The organism is Ornithinimicrobium sufpigmenti (assembly GCF_004322775.1).
Taxonomy (GTDB): domain Bacteria; phylum Actinomycetota; class Actinomycetes; order Actinomycetales; family Dermatophilaceae; genus Ornithinicoccus; species Ornithinicoccus sufpigmenti.
Genome location: NZ_CP036403.1, coordinates 631,732 through 646,780, shown reverse-complemented (window position 1 = coordinate 646,780; position 15,049 = coordinate 631,732). Strand labels below are relative to the sequence as shown.

At 71.4% G+C, this 15,049-nt stretch carries 13 protein-coding genes, 1 tRNA gene and 1 pseudogene; 8 read left to right on the top strand and 7 right to left on the bottom strand.

The genetic code is table 11. The features are described 5' to 3' along the window. Positions 1–106 precede the first annotated feature (106 nt). From ESZ52_RS19975 to ESZ52_RS19620, 8 genes and pseudogenes are all read left to right on the top strand, one after another. Positions 107–1,342, top strand: coding sequence for a hypothetical protein (locus tag ESZ52_RS19975; protein WP_181009813.1), 1,236 nt, complete (start codon positions 107–109; stop codon positions 1,340–1,342). Next, positions 1,339–2,835: an ATP-binding protein gene (locus ESZ52_RS03075; protein WP_131103644.1), complete on the top strand. Its 1,497-nt coding sequence runs from the start codon at positions 1,339–1,341 to the stop codon at positions 2,833–2,835. The genes ESZ52_RS19975 and ESZ52_RS03075 overlap by 4 nt, the downstream gene beginning before the upstream one ends. After that, the gene (locus tag ESZ52_RS03070; protein WP_131103643.1) at positions 2,835–3,398 is read left to right on the top strand and encodes a hypothetical protein; all 564 of its coding nucleotides are present in this window, start codon (positions 2,835–2,837) and stop codon (positions 3,396–3,398) included. Before ESZ52_RS03075 ends, ESZ52_RS03070 begins: the two co-directional genes overlap by 1 nt. Continuing rightward, positions 3,395–5,164 (top strand): TraM recognition domain-containing protein, encoded by a 1,770-nt coding sequence (locus ESZ52_RS03065; RefSeq protein ID WP_131103642.1) that lies wholly within the window; start codon positions 3,395–3,397, stop codon positions 5,162–5,164. Before ESZ52_RS03070 ends, ESZ52_RS03065 begins: the two co-directional genes overlap by 4 nt. Positions 5,165–5,285: 121 nt before the next feature. Beyond that, entirely contained in the window at positions 5,286–5,747 is a 462-nt protein-coding gene (locus tag ESZ52_RS03060) for a single-stranded DNA-binding protein (protein WP_181009812.1), read from the top strand. A 19-nt stretch (positions 5,748–5,766) separates the two neighbouring features. Next, a complete protein-coding gene (locus tag ESZ52_RS03055) occupies positions 5,767–6,381 on the top strand; it encodes a hypothetical protein (protein ID WP_131103640.1) in 615 nt (204 codons plus the stop codon). Continuing rightward, on the top strand, positions 6,378–6,587 hold the full coding sequence (locus tag ESZ52_RS03050) for a hypothetical protein (protein ID WP_131103639.1): 210 nt from the start codon (positions 6,378–6,380) through the stop codon (positions 6,585–6,587). Before ESZ52_RS03055 ends, ESZ52_RS03050 begins: the two co-directional genes overlap by 4 nt. 184 nt (positions 6,588–6,771) lie before the next feature. Continuing rightward, positions 6,772–7,818 (top strand): annotated as a pseudogene (locus ESZ52_RS19620) (recombinase family protein); the annotation flags it as partial. Positions 7,819–8,217: 399 nt separating this feature from the next. Here the strand turns inward: ESZ52_RS19620 and ESZ52_RS19615 are convergent. The 7 genes from ESZ52_RS19615 to ESZ52_RS03015 all read right to left on the bottom strand — a co-directional run bounded on the left by ESZ52_RS19615 (position 8,218) and on the right by ESZ52_RS03015 (position 14,589). Beyond that, positions 8,218–8,382, bottom strand: a complete 165-nt coding sequence (locus ESZ52_RS19615; RefSeq protein ID WP_238154332.1) for a hypothetical protein — start codon at positions 8,380–8,382, stop codon at positions 8,218–8,220. A 34-nt stretch (positions 8,383–8,416) separates the two neighbouring features. Continuing rightward, positions 8,417–8,493, bottom strand: a tRNA-Leu gene (locus tag ESZ52_RS03040). Positions 8,494–8,522: 29 nt separating this feature from the next. After that, complete coding sequence (locus tag ESZ52_RS03035) at positions 8,523–9,347, bottom strand: uracil-DNA glycosylase (protein ID WP_131103638.1); 825 nt, start codon at positions 9,345–9,347, stop codon at positions 8,523–8,525. 44 nt (positions 9,348–9,391) lie between these two features. After that, positions 9,392–11,923 (bottom strand): CHAT domain-containing protein, encoded by a 2,532-nt coding sequence (locus ESZ52_RS03030; protein ID WP_131103637.1) that lies wholly within the window; start codon positions 11,921–11,923, stop codon positions 9,392–9,394. 8 nt (positions 11,924–11,931) lie between these two features. After that, positions 11,932–12,438 (bottom strand): hypothetical protein, encoded by a 507-nt coding sequence (locus tag ESZ52_RS03025; RefSeq protein WP_131103636.1) that lies wholly within the window; start codon positions 12,436–12,438, stop codon positions 11,932–11,934. Further along, positions 12,425–13,054, bottom strand: coding sequence for an RNA polymerase sigma factor (locus ESZ52_RS03020; protein ID WP_238154331.1), 630 nt, complete (start codon positions 13,052–13,054; stop codon positions 12,425–12,427). The genes ESZ52_RS03025 and ESZ52_RS03020 overlap by 14 nt, the downstream gene beginning before the upstream one ends. Continuing rightward, a complete protein-coding gene (locus ESZ52_RS03015) occupies positions 13,051–14,589 on the bottom strand; it encodes a S8/S53 family peptidase (protein WP_131103635.1) in 1,539 nt (512 codons plus the stop codon). Before ESZ52_RS03015 ends, ESZ52_RS03020 begins: the two co-directional genes overlap by 4 nt. Between the last annotated feature and the right edge of the window lie 460 nt (positions 14,590–15,049).

Here is a 15,049-nt window from a genome sequence, read left to right as displayed (position 1 = left end):
CCGGCCCCCGGCCCAGTGATGGTGGTGGCGTGGTGCGTGCACCTGAGGGGTGAGCCCGAACCACGGGCTCGCCCCTCTCTGTTCGCCCACCGTCTTGGAGGCTGTGATGCCCACGTTCCACGACCCGCTCGCCGATGCAGCCGAAGCCTCCGAGCCGCTGCGGGGCCTGGCCCACGCGTCCCGCGTGTTCGAGGACTCGGCGGACATATACCGGGTGTTCGGTGACCTCGTGGCGGGGGTGCGGTCGATGCACCAGGTGCTCGACCAGCTCGCCAGCACTCACCTGAACGCGCGGGACCGGGCGTTCGACGATGACGGCAACCTCGCCGCGGGTGCGGCGTCCGCGCTGGCCGCGGCCGATGAGCTGCACCAGGCCGGCACGCTGCTGGATCAGGCCTACGACCGGCTCGACGCGGCGTTCTCGCACTCCGGGCGGATCGCCTGGCACCCCGAACCGGTCGTCGACCGAGACGCCGCCCGGGAACGCGTGGCCGCCCGGCTCGACGGTGACCCAGCGACCACGACCGTGGAGGCGGGGTCGCTGGCGCTGGTGGTGTGGCCGGATGCGCCGGTTGGTGAGCATCAGCGCTACGCCTACCGGATCACCGACACCACCACCGGGCAGGAACTGGAGGGCCGGGACCTGTTCACCGGCGCAGGGCAACCCGTCGACCCCGACCATGCGATCCGCGACCTCGCCACCTTCCTCGGAGCCGCCGGTGAGGCCCGCCAGTACGCCCTCGATCACCCCGACAGCGAGCCCGACCACGAGGGCCTATTCCCGGCGTGGGTGGCCGAGGCCGCCCGCACCAACACCGACGCCCTGGCCGAACTGAGTGAGCACGGCCCCATCCGACCTGACGAGGTCTCACAACGATGGATCAGCGTGGTGTTCCTCCAAGGCGAGGAGGCCGATGCGGTGCACGCCCTGATCGACCGCAACGGCACCGACGCTGCCTTCGAACACCCGAAGGGATGGGACTACGGCGACGAGACCACCGATGCGGCGTTGGAGAACGGCTACGTCTACGACGATCAGCCGCCGACGAGCGGCATCGACCGGACCGTCACCGTCGCGGGGTACACGGTGACTTACAACCACGCGCTCGGCCAAGTCGGTCTCTACCGGCAATTCGACACTGCACCCGACCCAGCACTCCTCGTTGATCCGCCTGCTCCTGAGACCAACAGCATCAGGACAGAACTGTCGCGTGATGCCCAGCAGGCAGCGCCGGCGCACGGGGGTCGTGAGGCGCGGCGTGCGGCGTTGGTCGCGGACCGCGACTGGTTCACTTCCCCCTCCCGCAGCTCGGCTGGTTCAGGGCGGGGGTTGTCGCTATGAGCAGCACCGAGCCCGAGCGGCTGCACACCTCGGTCCTGGTCGCACCGGCCAAGGAGCGCCGCCGGCTGCGCAAGCAGCGCCGGCAGGCAGCGACGAGACTCCAGGCCGAGCAACGCGCCGCCGAGATGGCCGCCGCACGCGCGAAGGCCGAGGCCGAGCGGGCCGAACGCCGCGCCACCCAGTACCTGCCCGCTGCGGGTGAGCCCGGACCGGCGGCGCTCAGGTCGCCGGGTCGGTTCCGGCTTCCGCGTCACCAGGACACCTCGGCGACGTTGGCGGGGGCGTATCCGTTCGTCGCCGAAGGCGGCCTCGGCTCCGACGGGGTGTTCGTCGGCCAAGACCTCTACTCCGGCGGCAGCTTCGTCTACGGCCCCTGGGTCTTGTATGCCCGCGGGATCATCACCGCACCCAACGTCGTCCTGGCCGGGATCGTCGGCTCTGGCAAGTCCTCTCTCGCCAAGTCCCTCTACACGCGGAGTCTGCCGTTCGGGCGCCGCGTCTACGTCCCCGGCGACCCGAAAGGCGAGCACACCGCGGTCGCCGAAGCTGTCGGTGGCCGGGCGATCGTCCTCGGCCACGGACTCAACACCCGGCTCAACCCCCTCGACGAAGGACACCGACCCAGCGGCCTCACCGATCTGCAGTGGACGACAACCGTGGCCTCGCGGCGTCGTGACCTGATCGGAGCCCTGGCCGAGACCGTCCTCGCGCGGGGGTTGACGCCGTTGGAGCACACCGCCATCGACCACGCCCTCACCCAGACGGTGCGGGAGAACACGGTGCCGATCCTGCCGATGGTCGTCGACCACATCCTCAAACCCAGCGGCTCAGATGCGGATGCTGACGGCAGGTTGGCCGAGGATGGCCGGCTTGTCGGCCACGCCCTCCGCAGACTCGTCGCGGGCGACCTCCAAGGACTCTTCGACGGACCCAGCACCATCCGGTTCGATCCATCTCTGCCGATGATCAGCCTCGACCTCTCCCGCGTCACCGAGAACTCCACCCTCATCTCGGTACTGATGACTTGCAGTAGCGCGTGGATGGAATCCGCACTGCTGGACCCCAATGGCGGGCAGCGATGGGTGATCTACGACGAAGCCTGGCGCCTGATGTCCCACCCGGGGTTGTTGAAGCGCATGGACGCGCACTGGCGGCTCGCTCGTCATTACGGGATCGCGAACATGCTGATCTTCCACAAGCTCTCCGACCTGGACAACGTCGGCGACCAAGGCTCAGCCATGCGCTCCCTCGCCAACAGCCTGCTCGCGAACGCCGAGACCCGGATCGTGTACCGGCAGGAATCCGACCAGCTCGGACCCACCGCGACCGCGCTCGGACTCACTGGCACCGAACAGAAGCTACTGCCGTCGTTAGGCGTCGGGCAGGGGTTGTGGCGGATTAAGGATCGCTCCTTCGTGACCCAGCATCAGCTCCACCCCGCCGAGCTGGGACTGTTCGACACCAGCTCCCGGCTCACGCAGGGAGTGACGTGATGGCGTCGAAGAAGCCACGCCGCACCACCGGGCAGGACCCCGTCGAGACCCCGGTGCTGCTGCCACACGTCGTCGTCACGGTCGCCGAGAACGGAATCTTGGACGTCACCGTCGACGGCGCACCGTTCCCGCCCCCACAGCAGGATTCCGCGTGGACGCGCAGCACCTTCGGCGAGCTGATGGATGCCGTCACCTCCGACCGGACCATCGCCGTGCGGGTCGAGGTCCGAGAGAGCGACGGGTCCGTGTTCACCGACCTCATCCGCGCCCGCAAACCCACCCTGACAGAACCCGCAGAGACCAAGCCGCAGGAACGGCGTGGCAAGCACACCAAGACCAAGCACATGCCGGAGCTGGTGGAGGTAACCGGCGAGGGGTTCGTGCCCGGTGAGGACGTCGCGGTCGCCGTCGTCGTCGCTCACACCGATGCCACCGGCACCGGCCATGCCCGCGCCCTGATGGACACGGCCCAGCTCGCTCCTGTCCTGGCCTGCGGCCCCCGTGAGGTCGTGTTGCTGGGCCGGGTCTCAGGCACCCTGCACATCCGGCGGCTTCTACGATGACCGGGCAGCGGCCGACCGGGAGCATGGGCGATGACCTGACCAACGCCGCCATCGGCGTCCTGATCGGTGCCTTCGGCTTCGCGCTCGTCCTGCGCGCCGCCGGGAGCGTGGCGGCGTTCCTCACCGGCACACCCCAACCCGCCGCCGGTCCCGCATCCGGGATCGGTGTGCTGTTCAATCCCGCCGACCCCGCGACGGCGTTGGATGCCGAAGGGCTGAGCCCGGTCGCGTACTGGATCACCACCGCCGTCCTCCTCTCCGGGCTCGGTTTCGCCGGGGCGTGGGTGTGGGTGCGGCTGCGTCGCCACTCGCGAAGGGCCGAGACCGACCCGCGGCGCCTGGCCGGCACCGCCACCGCCCACGAGGTCACCCAGACCGCCTCGGTCAAGGCGCTCCTGCGCCGTGCCTCGACGCTGCGGCCATCGCTGACCGGCGCGGCACCCTCCGATGTCGGCTATCTGCTGGGCCGCTCACGGGGCCGGCAGGTGTGGGCGAGCGTGGAGGACTCGATCCTGTTGATCGGCCCGCCCCGCTCCGGCAAAGGCCTGCACGTGGTCATCAACGCCATCCTCGACGCGCCCGGCGCCGTGGTCACCACCAGCACCCGGCCGGACAATCTCACCGCCACCCTGCGCGCTCGGCAACGAGACGGGCGGCCGGTGGCGGTGTTCGACCCCCAGCACTTGGCCGAGGGCATTCCCGCGGGGATGCGCTGGTCACCTATCCGCGGCTGCCACGATCCCCTCACGGCGATGATCCGAGCCAACGGCCTCGCCTCTGCCACCGGGCTCAGCAGTGGCGGGGTGGAGTCCGGCGGGTTCTGGGAAGGCAAGACCCGCACCGCCCTCCAAGCCCTGCTACACGCCGCAGCCCTCGACCACCGGCTGCCGTCTGAGCTGTTCCGCTGGACCCTCGACCCCACCGCGGCAGCCGAGGCCGTCGCCATCCTCACCAACAGCACCCGGGCCGCGACCGGGTGGGCGGACTCCCTCGGGGCGATGATCGACTCCGACCCCAAGACCCGCGACTCCATCTGGCAAGGCGTCGCACTCGCTCTCGGAGCCCTCGCCGATCCCCGCGTCCTCGATGCCGTTTCACCACGCGCGGGTGAGGACTTCGACCCCGAGAGCTTCATCCGAAAGCGCGGCACGCTATATCTGCTCGCCACCGGAGCCGGAGCTGGCGCATCCGCAGCGTTGGTGGCGGCGTTCGTCGAAGACCTCATCGAGACCGCCAGAAGGATCGCAGCCCGCTCACCGGGTGCCCGCCTCGACCCGCCGCTGCTGCTGGCGCTGGATGAGATCGGCAACCTCGCCCCATTACCGTCTTTGCCGACGTTGATGGCCGAGGGCGGTGGCACCGGTATCACGACCCTGCCGGTGTTGCAGTCGTTGGCTCAGGCGCGAGAGAAGTGGTCCGACAACGCCGCCGGGGCGATCTGGGACGCCTCCATCGTCAAGATCATCCTCGGCGGCGCGTCCAACTCCCGAGACCTCCAAGACCTGTCCACGCTCATTGGTGAGCGGGACGAGTACACCGACTCAGTGACGTTGGGCGATCACGGCACCAGGTCGAACCAACGCTCGATCCGCCGGGTGCCGATCCTGCCCCCAGATCGGATCAGAACGCTGCCTTTCGGCACCGGCGTGACTCTGCTGCGCTCAGCACCCCCGATCGTCACCGACCTACGCCCCTGGCCCTCCCGTCCAGACAGCGGCCAGTTGAAGGCCGACCGGGCTGAGGTCGAGGCGTTGCTCCGGCGCTGAGCCGGCTGCCTTCGGTCGTGGTGGTGCGTGCGTGCACCTACCTGTCCCAGCGGTCACCGCTCCGGTGGCTGTGTGAGCAGGAGTACGTGCGATGAGTACCGATTCGACGACTGGGCTGGAGATGAAGGACAGCATCTATGCCTTCGTGGCTTCCAAGCCGCAACTGACCTACACCGAGAACGGCGATGCCCGCTTGTACTTCAAGGCCGGCCAACGCCACCGCCACTATGACCCCGAGGCCGGATGGCAGAACCAGCCGACGACCTTCCACGACGTCGTTGCGTTCAAGGGTGCTGCCCAGTTCGGCGTCGAGCACCTGCGCGAGAAGGACCGGTTCATCGCCCAAGGGTCGCTGCGCGAGTACACCAACAAGCACACCGGCGAGCGCGAGGAGCAGTTCGAGGCGACCCGGTTCCTGCCCGCGACTCCGCCGTCGAAGAACACCGGCGGGCGCGCCCCTCGCAGGACTCTCGAACGCCAGTCCCAGAGCCGGGAGGCCGCCAGTGCGGGGGCGCCGCAGATCGAACAGGCCCAGCGGCGAGCGCCGCAGTCGCAGCACGCCACGCCGCACATCGGCCTGTGACCCGAGAGGAGGCAAGAGCATGAACGACGACACTCCGAACGAGCACACGTCCGGCGAGGATGTCCACGACGCCGAGAACAGGGCGGACGCTGACGAGACGCCGGAGACCGATGATGTGGACGGCTTCGACGACGCCGACACGCCGGCGGTGCCGCATCCGGTGAACTGGAACCTGCTGAGCGCTGACGACTTGGAGGCCGAGTGGCTGGCACTCAACGATTGGGTCGCGTGGCTGCGCCGCACTTACGGGCTGCCCGTCAGCGTGCTGCCGCCGTTCTGGCACCGCCATCCCGAGCTGGTGTGGGAGCTGTCCGCGCTGCATCTGCACTGGCTGGGTGCCTATGACCCCGAGCAGAACGCCTCGGCCGCGATCGGCTGGCACCGTGACTTCGCCGACGCCCGCGCCCGGCTGCGTGACTGGGTGGCCGCCTCGGGCACCCGCCTGGATCATGACCGGCCGACCCGGCAGGCGGTCTGGCCTGGCGAGGAGCCCGCACCCGCGATCGAGGACATCACGATCACCGACCGCGGTGAGGATTTCGTGCAGTACGTGTTCGAGCAGGTTCAGACCCGCCGTGAAGCCGAGGACGCGTTCTTCGCCGGACTCGACCTCGACACCGGAGAGCTGCCATGACCACCGGAGCCGAAAGCCCGAGTGGCCCGCCGGAGCGGATGCGCGACTACCGCGTCGAGGCCGAGTTGCGTCCCAGCCCCGACCTGCACAAGCTCGCCCAGGTGTTCATCGGGATAGCCCAGGCCCGCGCCCGCCAAGAGCACCAGGAGAACGCCGGGCAGGAGACTCCTCCTGAGCACCCTGGTGGCCAGGGCGTAGAATCGTAGACGTACGCATGCCAGCGGCCACTCAGGTGGTCGTGGTGTGGCGTCTTGTTCATTAGCCCTTCGTGGCCTACCCAGCCCGTCCGTAAATGGACGGCACGGGTCGTGTTTGTTTCCTACGTCGCACCGCACGAGCAGTCCCGCGCTCTCGTGTTGGCCCCACCTGTTGGGGAAGGAAACACGACCCATGAGCACCACACACCCTCCGCTGGTGACGGCTCCCGATCAGATCGGTGCGACCACGACGCTGGCGGTGACCTACCTGCGCGTCTCCACCAAGGAGCAGGCCTCCAAGGGCGGCCAGGACGAAGGATTCTCCATCCCGGCTCAACGTCAGGCGAATCTGCGCAAGGCCCAGGAGGTCAACGCGGTCATCGTCGAGGAGTTCGTCGACGCCGGTGAGTCCGCTCGCCAGGCCGACCGGCCCGCGCTGATGCGGATGATCGAGTACGTCAAGACCCATCCGGTGGCCTACTGCATTGTCCACAAGGTCGACCGGCTCGCGCGCAACCGTGCCGACGACGTCGCGATCCACCTCGCGCTCAAAGAAGCGGGCGTCCTGTTGGTCTCGGCGACCGAGAACATCGATGAGACGCCCTCGGGGATGCTGCTGCACGGGATCATGTCCACCATCGCGGAGTTCTACTCCCGCAACCTCGCCAACGAGGTCTCCAAGGGCATGAACCAGAAGGCTGTCACCGGCGGCACCAACGGCAAGGCCCCGATGGGCTACCTCAACGTGACCCGGCGCGACGAACTCGGCCGCGAGGTCCGCACCATCGACGTCGACCCGCACCGCGGCCCGATCATCCGGTGGGCCTTCGAGGCCTACGCCACCGGGAACTACTCGGTGGCGACCCTGCGCGATGAACTCATCGACCGTGGTCTGACCACCGTGGCGACACCGAAGCGGCCCGCCAAGGCCCCAGCGCTGTCCTCGATCCACCGGATGCTGGCCAGCCCCTACTACAAGGGCAACGTGCAGTTCAAAGGCGCGACCTACGACGGCCTGCACGAACCCCTGGTCGCCCCCGAGGTCTGGTACCGGGTCCAGACCGTGCTCGCCGCCCACCAGGCATCCGGCGAGAAGACCCAAGCCCACGAGCACTACCTCAAAGGCACCGTGTTCTGCGGCACCTGCGGCTCCCGGCTGATCCTGTCCAACGCCCGCAGCCGCAGCGGAGTGATCTACCCCTACTTCATCTGCGCCGGCCGACACTCCAAGCGCACCAACTGCGACCGCAAGTCCATGTTCGTGCCCGACGTGGAAGCCGCAGTCGAGGACTACTACCGCCGCGTGCAGATACCCGCCCACATCGTCACCGCGCTGCGCGAACTGATCACCAGCGAGTTCGACCGGCTCTTCGCCACCGCCAAGACCGAACGCAAGGCACAGGTCGCCGAACGCGACCGTCTCTACGACGAGCGCACCAAGCTGCTCCAGGCTCACTACGCCGGGGCCGTGCCACTGGACCTGCTCAAGACCGAACAGGACCGCATCGCCCGACAGATCGCATTTCTCGACTCCCGGATCGAGGCCAGCGAGATCGAATACGACCAGGCCCGCGCCCACCTCGATGACTGCCTAGCCCTGGCAGGCAACGCACACGCGATCTACATGAGCATCGACGACTCACTCCGTCGGATCGCCAACCAGGCCTTCTTCGAACGCCTCACCGTCACCGACGACGACGCCATCGACGCCGAACCAGGAGTGCCCTTCGACACCCTGTTCAACCCCGAAGTCCAGGCCACCGCGCTCGCCCGCCAGACAGCAGGCGGAAACGGGGCGGATCAAACCGGAAACGTCGCTGGTTTGAACAACGACGCTCTGGTGCCCCCGGCGGGATTCGAACCCGCACTGCACCCATTTTAAGTGGGCTGCCTCTGCCGGTTGGGCTACGGGGGCGGGCCGGGGCGGTCCCAGGATAACCGCGCTCAGAACCGGGCGATGACGTCGTCCAGCATCTGTTCTGTGAGCCGGCCGGTGAAGGTGTTCTGCTGGCTGACGTGGTAGCAGCCCAGCAGCCGGATCGGCCGTCCCGACGCCGTGGTGAGCAGCGCCTCGGCCCCGTGCCCGAAGCGCGGCTTGGGTCGCGGCACGACCCAGCCGACGGCGCGCGCGGCGACGAGGAAGGCGTCCCAGCCGATGCCGCCGAGCGCCATCACCGTCTCCAGGTGCGGCTCCAGCAGCCGCAGCTCACGCTCCAGCCAGGGTCGGCAGGTGGCCCGCTCCTGCACCGACGGCGCGTTGTCCGGCGGCGCGCAGTGGACCGGTGCGGTGATCCGGACCTCGCGCAGGTGCAGCCCGTCACCGGCGTGGGTCGAGGTCGGCTGGCTGGCATAACCCGCCCGGTGCAGCGCGGCGTAGATCCAGTCGCCGGACCGGTCGCCGGTGAAGATCCGGCCGGTGCGGTTGGCGCCGTGCGCGGCCGGCGCCAGCCCCACCACGAGCACCCTCGCGTCGGCAGGACCCAGGCCCGCCGCCGGCCGCCCCCAGTAGGGCTGGTCGGCGAAGCTGGCCCGCTTGGTCACCGCCACCTGCTCGCGCCAGGCGACCAGCCGCGGGCAGGCGCCGCAGACGGACACCCGCGCGTCGAGCTCCTGCAGATCGGCCGCGCCGGCCGCCTGCCGACGCACCCCGGCTGCGCTGCGCGCGCTGCGGGTATGCGGCCCTGCCGGGTCCTCGGGCCACCCCGTCCCGGGCGGGACCGGGCTCGGGAACGGGCGACCGGTCAGCGGGTGGGGCAGGTCCGTCGGCATCGTCCCAGTCTGGTCCAGGGCGGGGGCCGAGCACCCGGGAGGCCTCACCGACGGATCTGCAGGTCGCTGCCGAAGCACACCAGCGCCTGCGCGCCCGGCGTCTCCCGCACGGCGCTCGCCAGGGCTGCGGCGGCATCCGTCCCAGCCACGAGCTGCTGATGGTAGACCGCCGCGGCCTGGGCCGACACCGCGTCGGGCAGGGGTGCGACGGCAGCGACGACGCAGCGCGCGCCGAGGCTCAGCAGGGCCGCGGTCATCCCCAGCGCCTCACCGCCGCCCCGGATCCGGGCCCGCCCGACGTCGCAGGCGGACAGGACGACGTGTCGGGCGTGGACGGCGGGGGCCAGGTCGTGCGCGTAGAGCGGTCCGTCGTGCAGGCGCAGCGAGGAGAACAGCGGGTTGTCACCGGAGTGCTGACCGTGCGCGGCGACGTGGACGAGGTCGTCCTCTGCCAGGGCCCGGGCGACATCACGGGCGGTGGCCCTCCCGGGGCCGCTTCGCGCACCGGTGTCCGGCGCCCAGGTCCGGCTCACCATGCCGACCTCGTCGGACGCCTCCGGCAGACCGGGACCGGCATGGGCGCTCACCCGGCGCACCGCGACCGGCCCGTCCTGGTGGTCTCGCACCCAGCGTGACGCGGAGGGCGTGACGGTCACCGGCCGGTGCTCGACCTGCGGCAGGCAGGCCCAGGCGAGCGCGTGCAGCATCGGGTTGGGCGAGACGACGAGCCGTGCGCAGGAGCCCACGACGTCGGCCAGCGGGTCGAGGAGCAGACCGCCCAGCCGGGCGCCGGACTCCGCCAGGGCCGCCGCCAGGGTCGTGCGCAGCTGGGGCAGGCGCTCGGCGAACGCGAGTCCGCGCAGGTCGCGCCGGAGGGTCGCCACCGCCTCCTCGACCTCTTCCTCCGGCCCCACGTCGTGCAGCCGGTACTCACCCTCGCCGGTGACGACAGCGGCATACAGGCGGCCGTCGGTCTGGCCGAAGGTCAGGTATGCCGTGCCGGCCGGGAGGGCGGTGACGAGCTCCTCGGCGGTCAGGGACGCGGCCACCGGCCCGTCGGCCGTGCCGCGGCCCAGCCGGGCGCGGGCGCTGATCCGCTGCTGCAGGTCGGCGATCCGCGCCTCCCGTTCCACGGGGTCCTCCGGCGCGCCGGGGCTCATCCCCGAGGCCAGCCAGCGCAGCTCCTGGAGCAGGGCCGCGGTCTGGTCGTCCGCGGACAGGGTGAGCTCCTCGGCCCGGGCAGAGGCGCCCCGCCAGCGCTCGACGGTCTCGATGCAGGCGGCGGCGGAGCCGTGGCGCACCGCACGGGCCAGGTCGAGCTGCGCGAGGCGGGCGGCGTGCTGGGCGACGGCGGCGCGCAGCTCCAGGCTGCGCAGCGAGCTCTGCGCGGTCGCGAGCGCGTCGCTGGCCTGCCGGGCCACCTCGGCGAACTCCTCGTCGTCGCCGAGCCGGTCGGCGACCAGGGCCCGAAGGTGGTGCGCGTGCAGCTGGACCGGCAGGCGCAGGGACGACGTCGGACCCAGCCGCCGGAGGGCCTGTCGGGCGACCGTCGGCCGGTCCCGGGCGATCTCCACCTCGGCCGTGAGCAGGACCGCCTCGACCTGCTCGGTGGTGCGCGGGTCACTCGACTCCCACAGGCTCGCGGCGGCGAGCGCCCGCTCGGCCGGCGCCCCCTCGGCGAGGTCCAGACCCGCGAGGAAGAGCTCGGCGAGGGCCCGCCGGGAACGTGCCTGTCGGGACCGGAACGCGGCGACCGCCCGGCGCGCGTCGCGCCGGGCGGTGTCGCGGTCGCCCCGCAGGACGGCGCACCGGGCCAGGTCGAGCAGGATGTCGCCCTCGTCGAGGCGGTGGCCCTCCGTCTGCGCCGAGGCCAGTGCGGTCTGCAGCAAGTCAGCCGCCTCGTCGACCAGGCCCGCGTCCAGGAGCGCCTCCGCATGGTCCAGCAGGGCCCGGTCGCGCGAGACCTGCACCGGCATGGCGTCGGCCTCTGCCATCAGGGTCAGCGCCCTGGGGACGTCACCGGCGACGAAGTGCACGCACCCCAGGTTGTGGGTGGCCTTGAACAGGTGCGCATCGAGGTCGTGGTCGGCCGCGAGGGCTCTGGCCTGCTCCAGGTGGCCGGTCGCCTCGCCCAGTCGGCGCAGGGAGAGCTCGGCCAGCCCGAGGGTGATGAGCGTCGAGCACTGCTCGACCGTCCCGAGGTGGTCCCTCAGCTCGAGCGCGGCGAGCAGCTCGTCCCGGGCGCGGCCCCAGCTGCCGGACCGGGCCTCGACCACCCCGTGCTGGATGTGGGTCAGCGCGACGAGGTCGGGCGCGGCCAGCTGTCCGGCCCGGGAACGGGCCGTGCGCAGCAGGTCGGCGGCCGCGGCATACCCGTCCAGCTCCAGCGCGGTGAGTGCGCCGGTGACGTCGACGCGGACGCGCATCCGTGCCGCCTCCAGGTCGTGCTCCGGCGCCTCGGCGAGGACCTGCCGGGCCTCGTCCAGCGCCCGGGCGGCTGCCCGGAAGTCCCCGAGGTCGTTCAGCCGCCGTGCCTCGGACCAGACCTGCTCGCCCCGGGTGCTCGCCCCGACCACCCTGTTCCCTACAGCTCGATGGCCGGGGTGATGACCGGGCGGTCGTCCCGCCCGTCGGTGGGCCGGAAGACGAAGTGCACCAGGCCCGGCTCCACCTGCTCGAAGCTGAACCGGCCGGTCGCGTCGACCGGGACCCGGCGGCACCGGTGGCGTTCGCGCAGCTCGACCTCCACCTCGCTCGCGCTCACCCACCCGTGCACCGTGCGCAAGCCGCGCGTTCGGTCCTGCTCGATGTCGAGCATCGCGCTCACCGACTCGCTTGCGAAGGTGACCGTGCTGACCTGCTCGTAGTCCGAGCGCACGGCCGCGGCGGGGTTGTCGACGCCTTCCTGGACGATGCGCGCCACCTCGGCCTCGAGGGCGGCGACGGTCATCGCGAACTGGACGCGTTCGGCCAGCCCGGGCGGGGGCGGGTCCACGGCCGTCCAGAGGTCGCGCAGCTCGCCCAGGATCTGAGCGTCGGTGGCGTCCAGCTCGGCCGTCGCCAGCTGCTCGAGGTCGTCAGGGTGCGTCATGGTGGTTCCCCGTCGGGTAGGAGGGTTCACGGGAGAGTGCGGCGCGCAGGCTCGCCAGGCACCGGCCGCGGGTGGGTCCGATGCTGCCGACCGGCATCCCCAGGGCAGAGGCGATGGCGGCGTAGTCGGGTCGGTCGGCGAAGGCGATGACGCGCAGCAGGTGGCGGCACCGCTCCGACAGCGCGGCCACGTGCCGCCACAGCACCTGGTGCTCGTGGTGGGCGATGACCTGGTCGCTCACCGGATCGGCCGGCTCCCCAGAGGTCAGGTATGCGGCGTCCGCAACGGGCAGCTCGCCCACCTCGGCGTGGGTGGTCTCGCGCCGGGCCGCCCGGCCGACCCGCCACGCCTCACGGCGGGTCGTCGTGAGCAGCCACTTCAGCACGGCCCGGGGGTCCTGGATGCACTCCGCGCTCTCCAGCAGCTGCAGCCAGGTGTGCTGCACGACGTCCTCGGCGGACTGCACGCCCAGGCCCTGGCTGCGCGCCACGTGCCACAGCATGGGGGTGAGCTCCTCCACGACGGGCGGCAGCAGGTCCGGCTCCCCGTGGCGGTACGCCTCGAAGGCCTGCGCGGCCCGCTCGGTCAGCGGCAGGACCTCGCTCTCGGCGGTCACGGCACACCTGCCGCGCACAGCTGGTCCGCGACCTCGCAGGCGAGCCTGATCCGGGCCTGCGGGTCCGTCGGCCGCTCACGCGCGGCCAGCGCGCTGGCCAGCTCACCGGCCAGCCCGGGTGCGGAGAAGGAGGTGCCGCTCCACAGGCCGAAGCCGCTGCTGAAGTCGTCCAGGTCGGGGGTACCCCGCAGGGGGTGGCCCGACCCGTTCACCAGCTGCGAGGCCTGGGCCGCCCCGTCGAGGGTGACGGGCATGGTGCTGACGACCCCGGCGCCGGGGCGGTAGGTCCGGACCCAGCCGCCGGTGTTGGAGAAGTGGGAGACCTTGCGCCGGCCGGCGTTGGTGGAGCCCACGCTGACCAGGGGCGCGCCGCCCTGACCGACCACGCCGCGCGATCCGGCGGCGGCCGGCCAGAACGGCACGTCGGAGGCGCCGTTGCCGGCGCTGGCCACCACCGTCACCCCGGCGGCCGAGAGCGCTGCGAGGGCGGCCATCAGCCCGGTCTCGTCCGATACCGTGTCGGGGGTCTCGTGGTAGTAGCCGAGCGAGAGGTTGACGATGTCCAGCGGCGGGTCGTCGATCTCCCCCGCGAGGCTCTGCAGGTGCCGCGCCATCAGGTCGGTCAGCGCGGCCACGAGGTCGGCCTCGTGGCAGGAACCGTCGCCGTGCATGACGGGGACCGAGACGATGTGGGCCTCGGGGCAGGCCGCCCGGACGATGCCGGCGATGAAGGTGCCGTGGCCGGCCATCGGGTCCAGGAGCCGGTTGACGGGGTCCAGGGTGATGCCGTGCACCTCGGGGTCCTGTTCCGGCGCGAAGCGCAGGCCGATGGGCTGTCCGTCGATCCTCGGGTCGCGGGTCACGTTGTCCTCGAACCACGGGTGCGATCCGAGACCGGTGTCGAGGATCGCCACGGTCGGCGACCACCGCCCCTTCCCTCCCCAAGGGCGTTCGCCCGGCCAGGACACGGGGAGCTTGCCGGCGGGAGCGCCGGGCCCGGGGTCCCCCACCCCGGAGACGTAGCCCACACCCGAGACGTAGCCGACCCCAGAGACATACCCCACCCCGGAGACGTAGCCGACCCCGGCGGCGTAGCCCGCGGCCATGAGGACGTGGTCGAGCGAGAGCTGGGGCGCCACCGAGAGCCTGGCCTCCCGTGCCCTGGTCAGCAGCTCCCAGGCGTCGGGGGCGCCGGGACCGGAGGGGTGGATCTCCACCACGCTCTGGGCCGGCACGCGGGCGGCGCGCTCGCCGTTCCGGGCGACCACCTTGCTCCGGTGGGCGACGCCCAAGGGGGTGACGCTGACCTCGACCGCCGCGCCGCGGGCGAGGGTATGCAGCTCGGAGACCCGTCGGGAGCGTTCGTCGGGCGCGCCCGCGAGCAGCAGCCGGTCGGCGACGTAGACGGTGCCGTCCTGGCCTGACCCCGGGGGCAGCGAGCGCAGCTCCCACCGTTGGGCTGCCGTGGCGGGGACGTGGAAGGCGGGCGGCACCTTCGGGGATCGGGGCGACCTCGTCGTCGCTGGGTCGGTCATGTGAGCACCTTTGTGAGAGTGGGACGACCACGATGACTCGCAGTCATGCTAGTGGCTGGGGACGGTGGTTGTCAGAGCTGTCGACACCACCGCCCCGCCCGGGGACGTCCCTGCACGTCCCCGGACGGTGGCGGCGGCGCCCCCACCCCCGCCACGACCCGGTCCTTGACCGGGCTCGTGACGACGCGAGGTGCGAGCGAGCTCTGCCGCGGGACCGGTGTCGGTCTCGTGGCCGAGCAGCGTCGCTGACTGAGCTGGTTGCACGGGCCGTCAACCTGCGTGCGCCAGCGCTCTCGCCCTCGCCGTCGTGATCAGCACCCTGGGCACCCGGGTCACGGCCGGGTGCCCAGGAGTGCTGGGTCTGTGGACCGGTCAGGCTCGCCCTGCCTCCGACCGGCATGTCTGGTCCCTTCCTCGCGGCGGCTCTGGATGGCCGCTATGTGAGGAAGGAGGCGGTCGA

Excerpts from the sequence above, each read along its gene's own strand:
- ESZ52_RS03055 (WP_131103640.1), top strand. The coding sequence starts at position 5,767 with ATGAACGACGACACTCCGAACGAGCACACGTCCGGCGAGGATGTCCAC.
- ESZ52_RS03060 (WP_181009812.1), top strand. The coding sequence starts at position 5,286 with ATGAAGGACAGCATCTATGCCTTCGTGGCTTCCAAGCCGCAACTGACC.
- ESZ52_RS03035 (WP_131103638.1), bottom strand. The coding sequence starts at position 9,347 with ATGCCGACGGACCTGCCCCACCCGCTGACCGGTCGCCCGTTCCCGAGC.
- ESZ52_RS03015 (WP_131103635.1), bottom strand. The coding sequence starts at position 14,589 with ATGACCGACCCAGCGACGACGAGGTCGCCCCGATCCCCGAAGGTGCCG.
- ESZ52_RS03050 (WP_131103639.1), top strand. The coding sequence starts at position 6,378 with ATGACCACCGGAGCCGAAAGCCCGAGTGGCCCGCCGGAGCGGATGCGC.
- ESZ52_RS03070 (WP_131103643.1), top strand. The coding sequence starts at position 2,835 with ATGGCGTCGAAGAAGCCACGCCGCACCACCGGGCAGGACCCCGTCGAG.
- ESZ52_RS03075 (WP_131103644.1), top strand. The coding sequence starts at position 1,339 with ATGAGCAGCACCGAGCCCGAGCGGCTGCACACCTCGGTCCTGGTCGCA.
- ESZ52_RS19975 (WP_181009813.1), top strand. The coding sequence starts at position 107 with ATGCCCACGTTCCACGACCCGCTCGCCGATGCAGCCGAAGCCTCCGAG.
- ESZ52_RS03025 (WP_131103636.1), bottom strand. The coding sequence starts at position 12,438 with ATGACGCACCCTGACGACCTCGAGCAGCTGGCGACGGCCGAGCTGGAC.
- ESZ52_RS03065 (WP_131103642.1), top strand. The coding sequence starts at position 3,395 with ATGACCGGGCAGCGGCCGACCGGGAGCATGGGCGATGACCTGACCAAC.